This window comes from Streptomyces guryensis, from assembly GCF_021261325.1.
GTDB classification, from domain to species: domain Bacteria; phylum Actinomycetota; class Actinomycetes; order Streptomycetales; family Streptomycetaceae; genus Streptomyces; species Streptomyces guryensis.
Map to the genome: position 1 here is coordinate 150,278 of NZ_JAJSBI010000005.1, position 17,873 is coordinate 168,150.

16 protein-coding genes and 1 pseudogene are annotated in these 17,873 nt (G+C 71.4%); 7 read left to right on the plus strand and 10 right to left on the minus strand.

Annotated elements, in window-relative coordinates:
* The first annotated feature begins 95 nt into the window (after window positions 1-95).
* Both LJ657_RS12555 and LJ657_RS12560 read left to right on the plus strand, forming a co-directional pair.
* Window positions 96-1,709, plus strand: a complete 1,614-nt coding sequence (locus tag LJ657_RS12555; protein WP_232648630.1) for an MFS transporter — start codon at window positions 96-98, stop codon at window positions 1,707-1,709.
* A complete protein-coding gene (locus tag LJ657_RS12560; RefSeq protein WP_232648631.1) occupies window positions 1,706-2,317 on the plus strand; it encodes a hemerythrin domain-containing protein in 612 nt (203 codons plus the stop codon). Before LJ657_RS12555 ends, LJ657_RS12560 begins: the two co-directional genes overlap by 4 nt.
* A 113-nt stretch (window positions 2,318-2,430) precedes the next feature.
* Here LJ657_RS12560 and LJ657_RS12565 read toward each other — a convergent pair whose 3' ends face one another.
* Together LJ657_RS12565 and LJ657_RS12570 are read right to left on the minus strand one after the other, a co-directional pair.
* On the minus strand, window positions 2,431-3,150 hold the full coding sequence (locus LJ657_RS12565) for a 2OG-Fe(II) oxygenase (RefSeq protein WP_232648632.1): 720 nt from the start codon (window positions 3,148-3,150) through the stop codon (window positions 2,431-2,433).
* Between the two features lie 14 nt (window positions 3,151-3,164).
* Window positions 3,165-3,637, minus strand: a pseudogene (locus LJ657_RS12570) (methylated-DNA--[protein]-cysteine S-methyltransferase).
* A 146-nt stretch (window positions 3,638-3,783) separates the two neighbouring features.
* On the opposite strand from LJ657_RS12570, the gene LJ657_RS12575 reads away from it, so the two are divergent.
* The 3 genes from LJ657_RS12575 to LJ657_RS12585 all read left to right on the plus strand — a co-directional run bounded on the left by LJ657_RS12575 (window position 3,784) and on the right by LJ657_RS12585 (window position 6,466).
* Entirely contained in the window at window positions 3,784-4,029 is a 246-nt protein-coding gene (locus LJ657_RS12575) for a hypothetical protein (RefSeq protein ID WP_030937710.1), read from the plus strand.
* A 3-nt stretch (window positions 4,030-4,032) separates the two neighbouring features.
* Entirely contained in the window at window positions 4,033-4,410 is a 378-nt protein-coding gene (locus LJ657_RS12580) for a toxin Doc (protein WP_232648633.1), read from the plus strand.
* A 448-nt stretch (window positions 4,411-4,858) separates the two neighbouring features.
* Window positions 4,859-6,466 (plus strand): RICIN domain-containing protein, encoded by a 1,608-nt coding sequence (locus LJ657_RS12585; protein ID WP_232648634.1) that lies wholly within the window; start codon window positions 4,859-4,861, stop codon window positions 6,464-6,466.
* 107 nt (window positions 6,467-6,573) lie between these two features.
* Here the strand turns inward: LJ657_RS12585 and LJ657_RS12590 are convergent, their stop codons facing one another.
* From LJ657_RS12590 to abmR, 3 genes are all read right to left on the minus strand, one after another.
* On the minus strand, window positions 6,574-7,554 hold the full coding sequence (locus LJ657_RS12590; RefSeq protein WP_232648635.1) for a 2-hydroxyacid dehydrogenase: 981 nt from the start codon (window positions 7,552-7,554) through the stop codon (window positions 6,574-6,576).
* Window positions 7,551-8,720, minus strand: a complete 1,170-nt coding sequence (locus tag LJ657_RS12595; RefSeq protein WP_232648873.1) for a lactate 2-monooxygenase — start codon at window positions 8,718-8,720, stop codon at window positions 7,551-7,553. The genes LJ657_RS12590 and LJ657_RS12595 overlap by 4 nt, the downstream gene beginning before the upstream one ends.
* Before the next feature lie 404 nt (window positions 8,721-9,124).
* Window positions 9,125-9,700 carry an ATP-binding transcription factor AbmR gene (abmR, locus tag LJ657_RS12600; protein ID WP_232648636.1) on the minus strand — a complete coding sequence of 192 codons (576 nt, stop codon included), beginning with the start codon at window positions 9,698-9,700 and terminating at the stop codon, window positions 9,125-9,127.
* Between the two features lie 324 nt (window positions 9,701-10,024).
* Between abmR and LJ657_RS12605 the strand changes: the two genes are divergently transcribed.
* Window positions 10,025-10,459: a protease inhibitor gene (locus LJ657_RS12605; RefSeq protein ID WP_232648637.1), complete on the plus strand. Its 435-nt coding sequence runs from the start codon at window positions 10,025-10,027 to the stop codon at window positions 10,457-10,459.
* Window positions 10,460-10,598: 139 nt separating this feature from the next.
* Here LJ657_RS12605 and LJ657_RS12610 read toward each other — a convergent pair whose 3' ends face one another.
* From LJ657_RS12610 to LJ657_RS12625, 4 genes are all read right to left on the minus strand, one after another.
* Window positions 10,599-10,976, minus strand: a complete 378-nt coding sequence (locus tag LJ657_RS12610) for an STAS domain-containing protein (RefSeq protein ID WP_232648638.1) — start codon at window positions 10,974-10,976, stop codon at window positions 10,599-10,601.
* A gap of 165 nt (window positions 10,977-11,141) precedes the next feature.
* Window positions 11,142-12,149, minus strand: coding sequence for a Ppx/GppA family phosphatase (locus LJ657_RS12615; RefSeq protein WP_232648639.1), 1,008 nt, complete (start codon window positions 12,147-12,149; stop codon window positions 11,142-11,144).
* 39 nt (window positions 12,150-12,188) lie between these two features.
* Complete coding sequence (locus LJ657_RS12620; protein ID WP_232648640.1) at window positions 12,189-12,683, minus strand: methyltransferase family protein; 495 nt, start codon at window positions 12,681-12,683, stop codon at window positions 12,189-12,191.
* A gap of 98 nt (window positions 12,684-12,781) precedes the next feature.
* Window positions 12,782-14,284, minus strand: a complete 1,503-nt coding sequence (locus tag LJ657_RS12625) for an MFS transporter (protein WP_232648641.1) — start codon at window positions 14,282-14,284, stop codon at window positions 12,782-12,784.
* Window positions 14,285-14,504: 220 nt separating this feature from the next.
* On the opposite strand from LJ657_RS12625, the gene LJ657_RS12630 reads away from it, so the two are divergent.
* The gene (locus LJ657_RS12630; RefSeq protein ID WP_232648642.1) at window positions 14,505-15,032 is read left to right on the plus strand and encodes an SRPBCC family protein; all 528 of its coding nucleotides are present in this window, start codon (window positions 14,505-14,507) and stop codon (window positions 15,030-15,032) included.
* 20 nt (window positions 15,033-15,052) lie between these two features.
* Here the strand turns inward: LJ657_RS12630 and LJ657_RS12635 are convergent, their stop codons facing one another.
* Entirely contained in the window at window positions 15,053-17,872 is a 2,820-nt protein-coding gene (locus LJ657_RS12635; protein ID WP_232648643.1) for an NHLP bacteriocin export ABC transporter permease/ATPase subunit, read from the minus strand.
* Window position 17,873 lies beyond the last annotated feature (1 nt).

Sequence of the window (17,873 nt, forward strand, 5' to 3'; positions counted from 1 at the left end):
ATTCGCGCCGTGTCACACCCGCCCGCCGCCCCGCCCTCTTGAACGCGAGTCCGACACGAGACCGACTCGAGTCCGACCGCAAGGAGACCGACATCGTGTTCAAGAAATGGCACGGCAACCCGTGGGCGATTCTCCTCACCCTCTCCCTCGGGTTCTTCATGACGCTGCTCGACCTGACGATCGTGAACATCGCGATCCCGCAGCTGGGCGAGGACCTGAACGCGTCCCTCGACCAGATCCTGTGGGTGGTCAACGCCTACACGCTGGCGCTGGCCGTCCTGTTGATCACCGGCGGGCGCCTCGGCGACCTGCGCGGCAAACGCAACCTGTTCGCCGCCGGGGTCGCCCTGTTCACCCTGGCGAGCCTCGCCTGCGGCCTCGCCCGGGACCCCGCCCAGCTCATCGCCTTCCGGGCGGTGCAGGGGCTGGGCGCCGCGCTGCTGATGCCGCAGACCCTGTCGATCATCGCCGAGGTGTTCCCGGCCGACCGGCGCGGTGTGGCGATGGGCATCTGGGGCGCGGTGGCCGGTGTGTCCGGCGCGCTCGGGCCGATCCTCGGCGGCACGCTGATCACCCACCTGAGCTGGCGGTGGATCTTCTTCGTCAACCTGCCGTTCGGCGTGATCGTGCTGGTGATGACCGCGGCGTTCATCCCGGGCGCCCGGCGCACGGTGCGGCACCGCTTCGACACCCTCGGCGTGCTGCTCGCCTCGACCGCCCTGTTCTGCCTGGCCTTCGGGCTCACCGAAGGACAGCGCTACCACTGGAACCGCTGGATCTGGAGCCTGTTCGCCCTGGCCGCGGCCCTGTTCGCCGCCTTCCTGCTGCATGAGCGCGGCCAGCAGAGCAAGGACCCGCTGGTCCCGTTCTCGCTCTTCCGCGACCGCAACTTCACCTTCATCAACCTGGTCGGCGTCACCGTGTCCTTCGGCGTGGTCGGGATGTATCTGCCGCTGACCATCTATCTGCAGTCCGTGCTCGGCTTCAGCGCGCTCAAGTCCGGCCTGGTGCTGCTGCCCGTCGCCCTCGGCTCGTTCGTGATGGCGGGGCCCGCAGGGGCGCTCGCGGACCGGATCGGCGGCAAGTTCATCCTGATGACCGGCCTGCTCGCCTGGGCCGGCGGACTGGCCTGGGTCGTGACCGTCGCGGACGTCGGCTCGGGCTGGCCGAGCATCGCCCTGCCGCTCTTCCTCGTCGGCCTGGGCGCCGGCTGCACCTTCGCGCCCTTCGCCACCGAGGTCATGCGGGGAGTCCCGGCGCGGCTGGCCGGAGCGGCCTCCGGCGTCACCAACGCGCTCAGGCAGGTCGGCTCGGTGCTCGCGGGCGCCGTCGTCGGCGCGGTGCTGCAGAACCAGCTCGCCTCCGCGCTCACGGACCGGGCACGCGAGAGCGCCGGACGGTTGCCCGCCGCGTACCGGGACTCGTTCGTCGCCGCCTTCTCGAAGACCGAGTCCGGCGTCGGCGCCCGGCAGCAGGGGGGCGCGCCGCACGGCGTGCCCCACGACATCGCCGAACGCATGCACGCCCTCGGCGGTCAGGTCTTCGGCCATGGCTTCGTGGAGGCGATGGGCCCGGCCGTGTACGTGTCCGCCGCAGTACTGCTGGCCGGCGCGCTCGCCTGTCTCGCCGTACGACGCCAGCGCGGCCCGTCCGCCAACCCCCATGCCCTGCCGATCAACGAGACCGAACTGGAGGAAGCCGCGCGATGAGCATCGACTTCACCGCCATGTACGCCTCCCACGACGCCTTCCGACGCGATCTGGAGCGCCTCGCGCAAGCCGTCGCGGAGGGCCGCGCGCACACCCCCGGCGTGCGCGCGGGCTGGGAGAACTTCACGCACCAGCTGCACATCCATCACACCGCCGAGGACAGCGGCCTGTGGCCGCGCGTCCGGGAGCGCGTCGCGGGGCGTCCGCGGGAACTCGCCCTGCTGGACGACATGGAGGCGGAACACTCCCGCATCGACCCGCTGCTCACCGCGGTCGACACCGCACTGGCCGATCAGGCGCCCGAACTGCCCGATCTCGTAAGGGCGTTGACGGCCACCCTCGACGACCACCTCAAGCACGAGGAGGACAGCGCGCTGCCGCTGATGCAGGACGTCCTGACGGCCGCGGACTGGGCCGCCTTCACCGGCCGCATCCGTGAGACCCAGGGCCTGCGCGGCGCCTCGGTGTTCGTGCCGTGGATCGTCGACGGTGCCCCGCCCGCGGACCGCGTCCGCTTCCTGGGCGCCATGCCGCCACCGGTACGGGTCCTCAACCGCCTGTTCTGGGAGGGAAGTTACCGCCGCAGGGGGCTGTGGTCCGAAGCCTGAGGCGCTGGGCGGCCCCGACAGGGGCGCGGGGCTGTGTCCATATGCGGCTCCGCCGCGCGGGCGCGACCAGCGCTCACCGGCCCGCAGGTGTCATCGCGCTTCCAGCGGAGTGCTCACGCATCGTGGAAGACGATGCCCAGCGCGTGCCGCCGGCCGGAGCGGACGGTGCTCACGCCGTGCCGCATCGCTCCGGCCGACCAGCCGCGCTTGGTGAGCACCGGCCGGTCCCGGGTGGTGAAGACCAGGCCGTGGCCCTGCCGGAGCGCGGTCGCGGTGCCCCGGGACTGGGCCCGCGGCCGCTGCTCGACCATCAGGAACTCGCCGCCGGTGTAGTCGCTGCCGTACTCGTCGAGGGCGACCACCACCTGGAGCGGGAAGAGCATGTCGCCGAACACGTCACGGTGCAGGGCGTTCCAGTCGCCCTCGACGTAACGCAGCAGGATCTGCGCCGAGCGGTCCTGTCCGGCCGCGTGACATGCCTCCAGCCACTCCTGGAGGGAGTCCGGCCACGGTGCCGGACGGTCCAGCCGGGCCGCCCAGTCCCGCGCGATCGGCAGCAGCCGCGGGTAGAGGGCGGCGCGCAGGGCGGCCACCGGGGTCGGCAGGTCGTGGGTGAAGTACCGGTACTCGCCGGAACCGAAGCGGTGCCGTGCCATGTCGACGGTGGTCCGGAACAACTCCGGCTTCTCGTACAGCGCGGCCAGGCCACGGCACTCGGCCGGCGTCAGCAGCGGCCCCGTCGGCGCGCTGCCGTGCAGGTCCAACTCGGCGGCGAGGGCCGCCCATTCGGTGCCGGCCACCAGCCTGCGGGCCTGAGCCCCGGTGAGCGTCACGCCATCTCCTCCCGTCACCCCAGCATCGGCTGCAGCGCACCCTCGTGGGTGAGCAGCCGCACCTTGCGCTCGACGCCGCCCGCGTACCCGCGCATCGAGCCGTCGGCCCCGATCACACGGTGGCAGGGACGGACGATCAGCTGGGGGTCCCCCCGGACGGAGTCTGGGGGAGGATTGGCGCCGATCGCGGCACCCACGGCCCGGATCTCGGCCCGGGGCACGTCGGGCCGGGCGGCGAGCTCCCCATAGGTCGTGGTGCCGTACGGGATCTCGTCGAGCGTCCGCCACACCCTCCCCCAGACTTCGTCCGGGGGGACCCCAGCTGGAACTCCGTCCCCGCGGGGGCGAGGCCCAGCTCGAAGCGGGTGAGCCGGCCCCCGAAGTAGGCGGAGAGCTGCCTGGTGGCCTCCCCGAAGGCCTCGTCGTCGCGCCGCCGGTCGGCCAGCAGTTCACCCACCGGACTGTCGGTCTTCCTGTACGTCGTCATGGCTCCAGTCTGTTGCGCCGTGCCGCCCGGGACCGGCGGGAAACGGACCTGGTCCTCGGCCGGCGAGGACACCCGGAGGTACCGTGGTAAAGGTGCTGTGACCAGCGACTATTTACGACTGAGTACCTCGGCGGTACCGTGAAGGCATGCCAGCCCTGAATGTCGAGTTCAGCGACCGCGAACTAGAGGACCTGCGGCAGATCGCCAAGGAGCGCGGTACGTCGATGAAGGCCCTCGTGCGTGAGGCGGCCGCCGCGGACATAGCCCGGCACCGCGCGCTGCAGGAGGGTGCGGAGGCGTTCCGCCGCTTCTTCGCTTCGCATGCCGACGAGTTCGCCGCCGCCTTCCCCGACGACGAACCCGCCCACGCAGGCGAGGGGCGGGTCGCCTGACCGATGGCACCCGTCATCCATATCGACGTGCCCTGGCTGCTTCAGCGCCACGAAGAGGTCCTGCCGGACCAGCCCACCGTCAACGACTTCTCCGCCCTGGTCGCCGCCGTCGCCCGGCACCGCGTGGACCCGCCCCGCCTCGGCGTGGACTCCGACCCGGCCTGGCGGGCCGCCGCCCTGCTGCACACCCTCGCCCTGCTCAAGCCCCTGCCGTCGGCCAACGCCCGCTTCGCCTGCGCGACAGCCGTGGCGTACATGTTCGTCAGCGGCGCCGGCATCGACCCGCCCTACGGCGCCCTCGTCGACCTCGCCCGGGATCTCATCTCCGGCAAGGCCGACGTCTACGGCGCGGCCGACCGGCTGCGCTCCTGGCAGATCTGAGGGCTGCCCGGCCCCGTCACCGTCACGACCCGCCCCCGGGGCCGCCGACCGAGGGCGGGAGGAACAAGGCCGGCGGCCCGTGCGGCGCAGGAGAGCCGCCGTCCTGCGCAGGGCCTCCGAGAAGGGCCGGTACCCAGTGCACTACGGGGTGGTGCACGCCGGGAGCGTGCGCGGTGCTCCGGCGCGTGCGCCTGTTTCACACGGGGCGCATGGAATGACGAAAGCTCATGCGGGTGAGGCGAGTTGCCGCCGTTTCTGACCAACTTTCAAAGAGGCGGATGTTGCCCAAGTGCCTTGTTGGTCATGAGTGTGTTGTGCAAGGGTGAACTACCCGTGCGGGGGGTGTAATGGCCGGGTGTCGATCGGCCAATCGGAAACCGTCCCGGACGGACATACCAGAATTCACACCCTCCTGTGTGTCCCATGCGTGTGGGAAGGAATCCGCTCAGTGCCCACCCCCCACCCACCTCGTCCCCCTTACCCGCCGCCCGGCGGTGTTCCCGGAGAATCCGACGAGAACCTCGCCACCCGGCTCAGGGGCCGTCCCGACGGCGAGGTCGCCCAATCCGTCGCGCTGCTGATGGCGCGGCACTGGCAGCCCGCCCGCGACTACGCGGCCATCTGCATCGCTTCCCAGGCCGACCTCGCCTCCATGGTGGCGGCGGCCGCCTTTCACCAGGTCCTCGACCGGCTGGCGCTGGGCGAGCCCGCGCTCGCGGTGCGCCCCCGGCTTCTGGTGGCCGTACGGGAGACGGTCCGGGTGTGGTCCGCCGAGGACCGAATATCCAGTGTTCTGCCGGAGCTGCAGAAACCCTCCGGCGGCCGCGGTATGCGTAAGACGAAGTCCATGACGCCCGAAAACCGCAGGCTCGCCGAGCGGTCATTCCAGGCCCTTCCCGGACTCTCCCGGTGTCTGCTCTGGCACACCGAGGTCGAAGCGGAGTCCATAACCGTTCCCGCCGGTCTGCTCGGCATGGATACCGACACCGCGTCGGTGGCCCTCGAACAGGCGCGTGAAAAATTCCGCGAAGGTTGTGTACATGCCCATCGGGAACTCGCGCCCAGCAAGGATTGCCGGTTCTACAACCGCCTCCTCGATGTTCCGATTCGCCGCGGCGGGGCCCTGCTGCCGGATGTCCAGCAGCATCTGACCCAGTGCTCCTACTGCCGTTCTGCCGCGGAACAACTGAGCCATTTCGAGGGCGGGTTGGGGGTGCTCCTCGCCGAAGCGGTGCTCGGCTGGGGCGCCCGCCGCTACTTCGACTCCCGTCCCGGCCGCGCGCCGCAGGAAGCGCACATGAGCGGCTCCGCCCGGCACGGCGGCGGGCGCCCGCGCATCCTGCCCCGAATCCCGCTGCCCGGCCGACGGCCCCCGGGGGCGCCGCGGAACTCGCGGGCGCTGCTGACCGGGGTGGGCGTCGCCTCCGCCGGGCTGCTCGCCGCGCTGTTCGCCGCCGGCCTGTGGACGCACGACGACGGTGTCGACCCGGCTGCCTCCACCAGTGCGAGCGGCGGCACGGCGCCGGGCGCCGGATCCCAGTCGTCGCCCGGAGCCGCTCAACTCCCCACGGTTCCAGGGAAGTCGAGGCTGCGCAGTGCCGGCGCCGACCTCTGCCTCGACATCACGGGCAAGATGAAGGCCGGCGCCGGGACCACACTGGCAGCGTGTTCGGACGCCGCCACCCAGCAGTGGACGTTGGAGAAGGACGGTCTGCTGCGCAGCGCGGCCGACCCCGGCCTGTGCCTGGACTCGCACGTGGACGCCGGTGTGGCCGTTCTCGGGAAGTGCGCTGCGGAGAAGGACGAGCGGGGCGCAGACGTGCGCTACGACCTCACCGTCCAGGGGGAGTTGCTGCCCCGCTGGGACGAGCAGCTCGCCCTCGCCGCCACCGCTGAGGATCCGGGCGCCGACATCGTCGTCAAGGGCCGCGACGGCTCCCCGGCGCAACGCTGGCTGGCGGATCCGACGGCCTCGGCGACCCCGGGCTCGCTGTCGATCACGGGGACGGGGGCGCCTGCGGCTCGGCCTGCGGGGTTGTCTGAGAAGAGCGCCTAGTAGCTCGGGGGCGGGAGATTCTGGCGGCTGCGGGCGCGTCGTGGCTTGTCGCGCGCCCGCGGCGGAGCCGCATATCGATACAGCCTCGCGCCTGTTGAAGGGTTCGCTCAGCTCACGACGTCCCGGGGGTGCCCTCCCGCCAGAAAGCCGGCGACGTTCTGCACGGCGGCCAGGGCGATGCGGATCAGCGTTTCGCGGGTCACCCCGCCGACGTGCGGTGAGAGCACCACGTTCGGCGACTTGAGCAGGCGCAGGGCCGGGGCGGGCGGTTCGGGGTCGAAGACGTCGATGCCCGCTCCGGCCAGGGCGCCCTTCTCCAGCGCGTCCGCGAGGGCGTCCTGGTCGATGAGGGCGCCCCGCGCCGTGTTGACCACGAACGCCGTCGGCTTGAGGAGCGCGAGCCGCTCGGCGTCGATGAGGTGCCGGGTCTCCCCGGTGAGCGGGGCGTGCAGGGTGACGTAGTCGGCGGTGCGCAGCAGCTCGTCGAGCGGGACGTGTCGGGCCCCGCCGAGCCGGGCCTCCGTCTCCTCGGGCAGCCTGCGGCGACCGGCGTAGACGATGCTCATGTCGAACGCGACCGCGCGGCGGGCGACTTCCTGCCCGATGGCACCGAGTCCGACGATGCCGAGCGTCTTGCCGCAGAGCTCGGTGAGGGAGCGCTGGAGGCGGGGCAGCGCCCAGTCCGCCTCGACGAGCGCCGTGTGCGCCGGGATCAGCTGTTTGGCCAGCGCCAGCATCAGGGCGAAGGTCTGCTCGGCCACGTTCTGGGACTCGGCGCCGCTGGAGCCGATGTTGCACACGAGTACGTCCCGGGTGCGCGCCGCGTCCAGGTCGACGTAGTCGAAGCCGTGGCTCGCACACTGCACCAGCTCCAGGTCCGGTGCGGCGGCGAGGTGTTCGGCGGTCACGGGGGAGAGCGCCGTGATGATGACGTGCGCCGCGTGAAGGGCGGCCGGGTCCTCGTCGACCGCCTCGACGACGGTGACGTTCGCCTCGCCGGGAAAGAGCGTGGCGAGTCCGGCGCCGGAGGCACGGCCCCCGACGTGCGGGGCGACGACGGCGAGAATGTTCTTCGGGGCGGTGGTCATACGGATTCCTCGGTGAGGTCGGCGGAGCCGATCGTGGCGGGCGTGGCGTGTCCGGACAGGGCGAGCGTCAGGTCGAACTCGGCGAGCAGACAGCGGATCACATGTTCGACGCCCGGCTGGCCGTCGAGTCCGAGCCCGTACACGTACGGCCGCCCCAGGAGCACCGCCCGCGCGCCGAGCGCCAGTGCCTTGAAGACGTCGTCGCCGGTGCGCACGCCGCTGTCGAACAGGACCGTCAGCCGGTCGCCGATCGCCTCGGCGACCCGGGGCAGAGCGTCGGCGGCGGCCACGGAACCGGCCACCTGGCGGCCGCCGTGGTTGGAGACGACCACGCCGTCCATCCCGGCGTCGGCGGCGAGCCGGGCGTCGTCCGGGTGCAGGATGCCCTTGAGGACGATCGGGCCGTCCCAGTTGTCCCGCAGGAACGCCAGGTCAGGCCAGGTCTTGCCGGGGTCCGCGAACATACCGATGAAGTGCAGCACGGCCGCGTTCGGGTCCTCGTGCACCGGCTTGGCGAGGCCGGCCTGGAAGGCCGGGTCGGAGAAGTAGTTGGCGGTGCCCACGCCGTGCAGGAAGGGGAGATAGGCCTGGTCGAGGTCGCGGGGGCGCCAGGCCAGCAGCGGCGTGTCGAGGGTGACGACCAGCGCCGTGAACCCGGCCGCCTTCGCCCGGTTCAGGAAACTCCGCGTCACCTCACGGTCCTTGGCCCAGTACAGCTGGAACCAGCGCTCCGCGTCGCCCATCGCCTCCGCGACCTGCTCCATCGGGGTGCTGGACGCCGAGGACAGGATGTACGGCACACCCTGCGCGGCGGCGGCCCGGGCGGCCGCGCACTCGGCGTCCGGATGCATGATCGACAGCACGCCGACCGGCGCCAGGGCCAGCGGGGCGGGCAGCGCCCGGCCCAGCACCTCGACCGACAGGTCCCGCTCGTGCACGTCCCGCAGCATCCGCGGCACGATCCGGCGCCGCTGGAGCGCCGCCCGGTTCGCGCGCGCCGTGCTGCCGTCGCCCGCACTGCCCGCGACATAGCCGACGGGCCCGGGGCCGAGCCGCTGCTCGGTCAGCTCCTCCAGCCGGGTCAGATCGGTGGGCAGCCGCGGTACGGCCCCCGACATCCCGTTGAGATAGATCTCGTACTGGAAGTCCGCCCAGTGCTTGGCCATGGGTACGTCCCGCCTCTCGTCGGTGAGATCGCGTTGCACCCCGACGATACTGGCGAGTAGGCGCAGGTCCGTCCATCGGGGTGGACCTGCGGATCATGGCCGGGCCGAAACCGGACTCCCGCGGAATCCGGCCGGTTCGCGTGGCCGAGGGCACGTGAGGTGAGTGGGGGGCGGGACACCGGGCGAACGCGGGCCGAACACCGTCATCGGGCAAAGGATCAGCGCGCCCGCGAGGACGCCGAGGAGGGTGGCCGCGAGGCCCTGCCACAGGGAGAGGCCGAAAGAGTGTGCCGCGGGCAGCGCGGCCGTCCTCTCGGCGGTGTGCCGACCGTAGGCCGGTGTGCGAAACCCGCACCAGAGGACGGTTCATCGATTTTTCGCGTTGGGAGTGTACGAACCTTCCCTCAGTCGTCGTCGGCCGGTGTGTCCGTCGAAAGGTCCGTGCCGGCGTCCTCCGGCTCCGTGTCCGGGCCCTGTGCCCGCACCCGCTGGACGTGTTCGAGGGAGTCGCGCAGCTCGGTGAGCCAGTCGTCGGTGTGGCGCTGGACCAGGCGTACGCACCAGGCGAGGGCGTCGCTGCGGCTGCGGGCGACTCCGCCGGCGATCAGGGTGTCGAGGACCTGGCGCTCGGGCTGGCGCAGCCGGGTCATCACGGGCGCGGCCACGTGCGTGAACAGGGCGCGCTCGCCGCCGCACTCCACCCCCCAGGAGACCTTCCGGCGGAAGCGGTGTTCCGCCTCGCGGGCCACCTCGATGCGCGCCTCCCGGGTGCGCTCCCGGAACTCCTGGATCCGGCCCTGGACCGCGGCCTCCCGTTCGGCGTCCGAAGCGCCTTCGGTGAGCCGGGGGGCGGGGATGCGGCCTAGCACGGTGATCTCCTCGCGGTCGACCGTGAGCTCGGCCGGCCCCTCGAAGAGATCCTCGGGCACACGGCCGGCGAACCAGCCGCGCAGCTTCTCTCGTTGCTCTGTTGTAATCATGTAATGACGATTACCCGACTCGTTCATGAACGCAAGGGGGTGCGGGGGAGTCCGCCGACAGCTCAACCGGAATGTTTCAGGCCTATTAACGAAGCGCAGGAAATCAGCCACTTGGCTGCTTCGGGCGATCAAGAACCGCTCAGTTCCGGGGTTCCACCGGTCGAATTCTGTAACTTCGCGCCACTGATTCAACACGCAAGGTTACCGAAACGCATGGGGTCGAGGTGTGCTTCCGCCGCGGACTCGGCAGACTCGCGCTCGCCGGTCCGGCACCGACCCGGAACGGTCCGGCACACCCTCGAATCCTGCGGAAGGATGCACACAATGCGGAACACCGCGCGCTGGGCAGCCACCCTCGCCCTCACGGCCACCGCCGTCTGCGGACCCCTGACCGGGGCCGCACTGGCCGGCCCGGCCGCTGCCCCCGCCTCGCTCTACGCCCCCTCGGCCCTGGTACTCACCGTCGGCCACGGCAACAGCGCGGCCGCCGCGACCCCGCTGCGCGCCGTCACCCTGACCTGCGCCCCGACGGCCTCCGGCACCCATCCGGCCGCCGCCCTCGCCTGTGCCGAACTGCGCGGCGCCGGCGGTGACTTCGACGGCCTGACGGCGAGAGACGACACGATGTGTACCAAGGAGTACGACCCGGTCGTCGTCACGGTCGACGGCGTCTGGCAGGGCAAGCGCGTCTCCTATGAACGGACCTTCGGCAACGAGTGCGTGAAGAACTCCTACGGGATCAGCGTCTTCGCGTTCTGAGAGACCGGGATCGCGGAGCCCTCGTGCACACCTGAAGAGGCCCGCCAGTGGGGAGTGCGAGTCCCTTGTCACGGGGTACCCGTCGATCTCGCACCAGGGGTCGGCCGGGCGGAGTGGGGCCGCCCGCCGACTCCTGGCATCAGTTCCGCCCCTCCCCGGGGATCGCGGGGAGGGGCGGAAAACGTTCCAGTGGTCCGGCACCACTCGGCAGGCGGCGGATGCCGGGTGCGTCGGAGACGATGCGCAGCCGGCCGCCGCGCTCCCGGGCCCGCGACTCGGCCCGGCGCAGCACGCGCAGGCCCGAGCAGTCGAAGAACTCGACCTGCCGCAGGTCCACCAGCACATCCGGGACCGGCCCCGCGGTCGCCGCATCCAGGTGTTCCACCAGGAACTCCGCGGTCGCCAGATCGATCTCACCCGCGACCTCCACCACAGTGAACCGGCTGCCGGCCCGAGTGCGGGCATGAGGGTTCGCCGCGGGCGGTTCGGAAGCACGGTCGTGCGCATGCGGCATCATGTCCGCTCCACCTGGGTGAAGGGGCGCATTGGATCCGGGTAGTTACCCCGGCGGGTGGGGAGACATCCATGACACGCCGAGCGCAAGATCTGGTTCAGTCGACCTGGTGAATTGCGGTGGAATCGCTTGACGGTTCGTGTGCGTAACGGCTGGTAGGGCGTTCCCTCAGCGTGTCGATGCCGCGATGCGCAGGGGCACCGGATCCGGCGGAGGGGGCGCCGCGTCGAGGCTGTTGATCTTCGCCCACCAGGATGCGCCGTCCTCGATCTGGCGCAGCAGGACACCTTCGCGGATCGCCCAGGGGCAGATGGTGACCATTCTGAGGCCCGTCAGCTTCATCGCGGTGTGAGCGATCACCGCGCCGGCCAGGCTCTGCCCGGCACGCGGCGCGGAGATGCCGGGGAGCCCGGCGCGTTCGGCGGCGGGCAGCGCGGCCAGGCGGCCGACGGCAAGACGCAGGTCCGAGCGGTCCAACTGCCGTTCCATGAACGGGCCGTGGCGCCCGGGCGGCGCTCCGCACAGCCGTCCCAGCTGCTGGAACGTGCGCGAGGTGGCCACCGCCGTGCGCGGCCCCTCCCAGCGGATCCGCGCGGCGACGTCGCGCAGCTGGTGCCGGACCTTGCGGCGCAGCGCCCGCACCTGCTCCTGCGGCGGCGGATCCTGCCCTTGGAAGAACTCATGGGTCAGCCGTCCCGCCCCCAGCGGCAGCGAGGCCACGAAGTCCGGTAACCGGCCGCGCCCGAAGGCCACTTCGAGCGAGCCGCCGCCGATGTCGAGGAGTGCGAGGGGCCCCGACCGCCAGCCCATCCAGCGCCGTGCTCCGAGGAAGGTCAGCTCGGCCTCGACCTCACCGGGCAGCGTGCACAGACCGACCCCGGTCCGCTTTCGGACGGTGCGCAGCACCTCCCGGCGGTTCGGAGCGGCACGGACCACGGCGGTCGCGAAGGCCGGCGGTGCGGTCGCACCCCACCGGGCCGCGGTCCGGCTCGCCTCGGCGACCGCCCCGGCGATCCGGTCGATGTCCTCCTCGGGAATGCTGTTCCCCGGCTTCACGTGTTCCGACAGCCTCAGACGCCACTTGGCGGTGTGCACCGGCAACGGCACCCCGCCCTCCGCATCCGCCACAACCAGCCTGACCGTGTTCGACCCCACATCCACCACGCTGATCCGCATGGGCCAGGGGGTACCCAATTCCGGGCAGGACAACGCGCGTCAGTCGCCGCGCCAGGGGGTCATTCGGGGCCACCAGCCCGGTACCGCGCGCCGGTAGCGGCTGTAGTCGGCGCCGAACCGGCGGGTCAGCGCGGGTTCCTCGTACCACGTCGCGAACGCCCACATCGCCGCTCCCGCGCAGGCGCCGTACCCGAACAGCACCGGCCGGGCGAGCAGCAGGCCCTGACCGCCGATCGCCGCAATCACCGCGACGTACATCGGAATGCGGACGTACCGGTAGAGCCCGCCCATCACCAGCTCCTCGGTCGGAGCGACCGGTGCCGGAGTGCCCAGGCCCTCGACGACGAACCGCACGAAGGCCGACAGCAGCACGACCGCCCCCGCGACCAGTGGGACCAGGCCGAGCGCGCGCACGGGCAGCCACCAGCCGCCGGACCGCCAGCGGGTCAGCCACCACGGCAGCAGCACGACCACCGTGCCGGGCGCGAGGAACAGGAAGACGGTGCTGCCGAGCACCGCCGCGGGTTTGCGCATCCGTCCACCATGGCAGCGAAGAGGGGCCACCGTCTCCCTGCGGACGGCGGCCCCTCGGACCTGTGCGGCTCGGGCCGGTGCGGCTCGGAGTGGATCGATCACATGTGGACGACCGGTGCGGCGTCAGCGTCCAGCTCCGGCACCCCGCGGCGGAAGAGCAGGAAGGCGATCACCGCGCCGGCGGCGAACAGGCCCGCCGACCACCAGAAGGCGGTGGTGTAGCTCTCGATCGTCGCCTGGGCCCGGACCAGCTTGCTGGTCGCGTCCTTGCCGGCCAGGTAGTCGGTCGCGGCGCTCGCGGCCAGGGTGTTCAGCAGCGCCGTTCCGATCGAACCACCCACCTGCTGCATGGCGTTGACCGTGGCGGAGGCGACGCCCGCGTCCTCGGCCGCCACCCCGCCGGTGGCCAGCTGCATGGCCGCCGGCATCACCAGGCCAAGCCCGACACCGGTCACGATGAGCTGCGGCAGCACCGCGCTGACGTAGCTCGACCCGACGCCGATCCCGGTCAGCCAGGCCATGCCGACCGCGGCGATCGCGAAGCCCAGCGGGACGACGACCTTCGGCCCGATCCGGGGCACCAGCACTGTGGTGCCCAGCTGCGCCGCCACCATCAGTGCGCCGACCATCGGCAGGAACGCCACACCGGTCCTGGTCGGGCTGAAGCCCAGGTTCAGCTGCAGGTAGTAGGTGAGGAAGAGGAACACACCGAACATGCCGCCGCCGGAGATCAGCACGGCGAGGAACGAGGCCGCCCGGTTGCGGTCCAGCAGGATGCGCAGCGGCAGCAGCGGGTGTGCCGCCCGGGTCTGCCACCAGGCGAAGGCCGCCAGGAGCATGCCGCCCGCGATCAGGAAGCCCCAGGTCAGACCCGAACCCCAGTCGTGCGTCTCGGCGTTGGAGAAGCCGTAGACCAGCGAGAACAGACCGGCGGCGACCAGCACCGTGCCCGGCACGTCCAGCTTGGAGTTCCCGGCGTCGCGGTGGTTGGTCAGCAGCAGCCAGCCGCCCACGAGGGCGACGACGGCGATCGCGACGTTCACGTACAGCGTCCAGCGCCAGTCGAAGGCGTCGGTCAGGACACCGCCGAGCAGCAGGCCCACCGCGCCGCCGGCGCCGGCGATGGCGCCGTAGACGCTGAACGCCCTGGCGCGCTCCCGGGCGTCGGTGAAGGTGGTGTTGAGGAGGGAGAGCGCGGCCGGCGCGAGCAGTGCGCCGAAGGCACCCTGCAGGGCACGCGCGGTGACCAGCATGCCGAAGCCGTTCGCGGCGCCGCCCAGTGCGGAGACGGCGGCGAAGCCGACGACACCTATGAGGAAGGCCGTCTTGCGGCCGAAGAGGTCGGCGATACGGCCGCCGAGCAGCAGCAGGGAGGCGAACGACAGCGCGTACGCGGTGACGATCCACTGCCGGTTGCCGTCGGAGAAGCCGAGGTCGGCCTGGGCCGAGGGCAGGGCGATGTTCACGATGGTGGCGTCCAGCACCACCATCAGCTGCGCGACGGCGACGACCGCGAGGATCCACCATCGCTTCGACGAGGCGGCGGGCGCAGCCTCGACCGCACCCTTGGGGGTGCTGTCGGTCAGGGTCTTCTGGGACATGGGAGAACCACTCCAGGGAAGTCGTTCGGGAAGACTTGAACGAAACGGTTTCGTACACCAGTAGCCTAGACCTCCTCTAGCGAAACGACAACGTTTCGCTACGTGTGGCCTCCGTCTCATGCGGGCCGTCGTCGCCTTGCTCCTCGGGCGGACGCGGCCCGTGGACGGGATCGTGGAGGCGTGTCCACGCCCTCGACCCGTTCCCAAGGACTGATCCACCATGGCCGCTGATCTCACCGGCACCTGTCTGACCCTGGACGACGGCCGCCCGGCCGTCCGCTTCAGCCGTACGTACGACCATCCGATCGAGCGTGTGTGGCAGTTCGTGACGGATGCCGAGGAACTCGCCCACTGGTTCCCGTCCCGCGCCGAGATCGACCCCCGGCCGGGCGGCACGATCACCTTCAGCGGGGACCCGAACATGCCGGAGGCCACGGGCCGGGTGCTCGGCCTCGACGAGCCGCGTCATCTGTCCTTCGAGTGGGGCGGCGACGAACTGCACTTCGACCTGGAGGCGCTGGGCGGCCGGCGCACCCGCTTCACCCTCACCAACGTCCTCCAGGCCGCCGACACCGCCGCCCGCAACGGCGCCGGCTGGGAGGTGTGCCTGGCCGCCCTCGACACGAAGGCGCGGGGGGAGCGGTCCGCTGGGCCGCACGCCGGGGCGAGCGCTGCCTGGAAGGAGTTCTACGAAGGGTACGTCGAGGCCGGTGTGCCCTCCGGGGCGCCGGTGCCCGGCCTCGACTGACCCTCTTCAGGAGCTTCGGCTCACGCCATCTGCCGCCGCACCAGCTCGTGCAGCCGCCCGTTCGTGTCCGCGAGCAGCTGCCCGGGCGGGCCCTGCTGGGCGACCCTGCCGTCCTCCATGACGATCACGCGGTCTGCGTCCAGGACCGTGGACAGACGGTGCGCGATGACGATGCGGGTGGCGTTGAGGGCCTTGGTGGACTCGATCACGGTGCGCTGGGTCTCGTTGTCGAGGGCGCTGGTCGCCTCGTCGAAGAAGAGGATGCGCGGACGGCGGATCAACGCCTGCGCGATCATGAGGCGCTGGCGCTGGCCGCCGGAGACGGCGCCGCTGCCCTGCACGATCGTGTGCAGGCCCATCGGCATCCGCTTGATGTCCTCGGCGAGCCCCGCCATCTCGGCCGCCGCCATCGCCTCCTCCGGCGTGTAGGGCTCGGTGCCGCAGATGACGTCCAGGATGGAACCGGTGAACGGCTGCGCGTGCTGCAGCACGACACCGCACTGCCGCCGCACCGCCGACTGGTCCAGCGCACCAAGGTCCTGGCCGTCGTACAGGACACTGCCCGAGACCGGTTTGTCGAAGCCGATCAGCAGCCTGAGCAGCGTCGACTTGCCGCAGCCGCTGGGGCCGACGACCGCCACGAACTCGCCGGGGCGTATCTCGAACGACACGTCGTCCAGGACCAGCGGACCGTCGTCCGAGTAACGGAAGGACAGCCGCCGGGTCTCTATGGCACCGGACAGCGGGCCCGGCCGGGTGCTCGCCGTGCGCACCTCCGGCGTGGCCTCCAGCACCGGCTTGATCTCCTCGAACAGCGGCAGCGCGGCCACCACGGAGACGAACGCACTGGTGAGCTGGGTGACGGAGGTCAGCACCATCGTCACCGCGGTGCTGAAGGTCAGGAACGCCGCCGCCGACATCACCCCCCGTGCGGGGCCCGCCAGCAGCATGAACATCAGCAGGGTGCACAGCGGCAGATAGACGGCGCCCATCACCGTGGTGAGGTTCTTGATCCGGCCGACCTTCTGCTGCAGTTCACGGCTGTGCGCGAACTCCGAGGCCCAGGCCGCGTAGGCGTAGTTCTCGGCCGCCGCCACCCGCAGCTTCGGCAGACCGCGCAGGGTCTGGAAGGCCTGGTTGTTCAGCTTGTTGCTCAGCACGACCAGCTTGCGCTGCCAGCGCACCTGCCACAGACCCAGCCCGAGGAACACACCCGCGATGACGACGAGCATGCCGATCGCCGCCAGCGCCATCAAGGGGCTGTACCAGAACAGCAGCCCCAGGTTCATCGCGCCGACGGTCACCGACTGGGCGATGACGGGTCCCAGCCCTGCCATCATGCGGCGGATCGAGCTGATGCCCATGGCCGCGCTGGCCAGCTCGCCGGTCGAGCGCTCGGTGAAGAACTTGGTCGGGAGCCTCAGCAGCCGGTCCCAGACGGCCGGCTGGAGCGTGGCCTCGATCCGGCCCTCCATGCGGAGGATGGTGAGGTTCTCCAGCAGCATGAAGGCCGCCGCCACGACACTGGTGAGCATCACGGCCAGACAGACCTGCGCGATCAGGCCCGTCTGCGCCTTGGGGACGAACTCGCCGAGCACCTTGCCCGTCGCGATCGGCACCAGCGCGCCGATCCCCACCGTCACCAGACCGCTCACCAGCAGGTTGGTCAGGTCGCTGCCGGTGCCGCGCATGCTGAACCGCAGCAGCCGCAGGGGGCTCAACGTCCGTTCGGGCAGCGGGCGGTAGAACATCACCGCGCGCGGCTCGAACTCCTCCGCGTTGTCCTTCTCGATCGGCGTCTCACGTCCGGTCGCCGGATGCACGGCGACGTAGCCACCGCGCCGCCACAGCAGCGCGACCGGCGCGCCCGACAGGGCCCGGTGGCCCACCAGCGGGCCGATGTTGTCCCGCCACCAGCGGCCGTCCAGGCGTACGGCCCGGGTGCGGACACGGGAGGCGATCGCCACCAGTTCCACCGGGTCGAGGCACTCGCTCTCCGTCCCGCTCTGCGCGGGTTCGGCCAGTGTGATCCCGGCCGCCTCGGCGACCAGCTTGCATGCCGCGTACGAGGCGTCCGCGTCGGCGGCCGTGGTGCGTTTGCCGGACGACTTGCCGATGGAGGCGAGCAGTGTGCGGTCGGCCTGGGCGCGGACCGCCTCACCGGCCTTGATGCCGGCGGCCGTCCGGGTCTCGTGGGTGCGCTCCAGCTGCTCGATCCAGCGGTCCAGTGCGGTCAGCAGGCGGTACTGCTGGTCGACCATGCTCTGCCAGACCGCGGGGTCCATCAGCAGGTCGGCGGCCGCCTCGGCGCCGTACAGCGAGCCGTACTGCACGCTGCCCGGCGGCACCTGCATCCAGAACACGTCGTCGTCCGTGACCTCGGTGGCCGATCCCTCGGTCGCCATCGGCGCCTGGAAGAGGACGGAGAGGCTGCGGCCGACGCCGAGGGCGAGGGCGTATTCGAGGGGGCTGGTCGTCGGCGGGACGTACTGGGCGTTGCCGTACTCGTCGTAGGACCAGGTCTGGGTGTCGGCCGTCTGATACAGCTCGCGCAGGCCGATGCGGTGGACGACGCAATCCCTCAACGGGCGTGCGACCAGGGTGTGCTGGGGGCCGGGGACCGGGCCCAGGATCAGCGAGCCCGCCTCCAGTCGGCCCAGGTGGTGCCAGTGGCCCTGCTGCACGGCGTCCACCGCGAACAGGTCCAGGCTGCCGGCCGCGACCAGCCACAGCACCTGCGGGCCCTCCAGGTCGAGCCGGGTCAGGCCCGAGCAGTCGACATAGGTGCCCATGGAGCCGAGAGCGCCGAGAACCAGGTCGCCATCGTGTGCGGTCGTCATC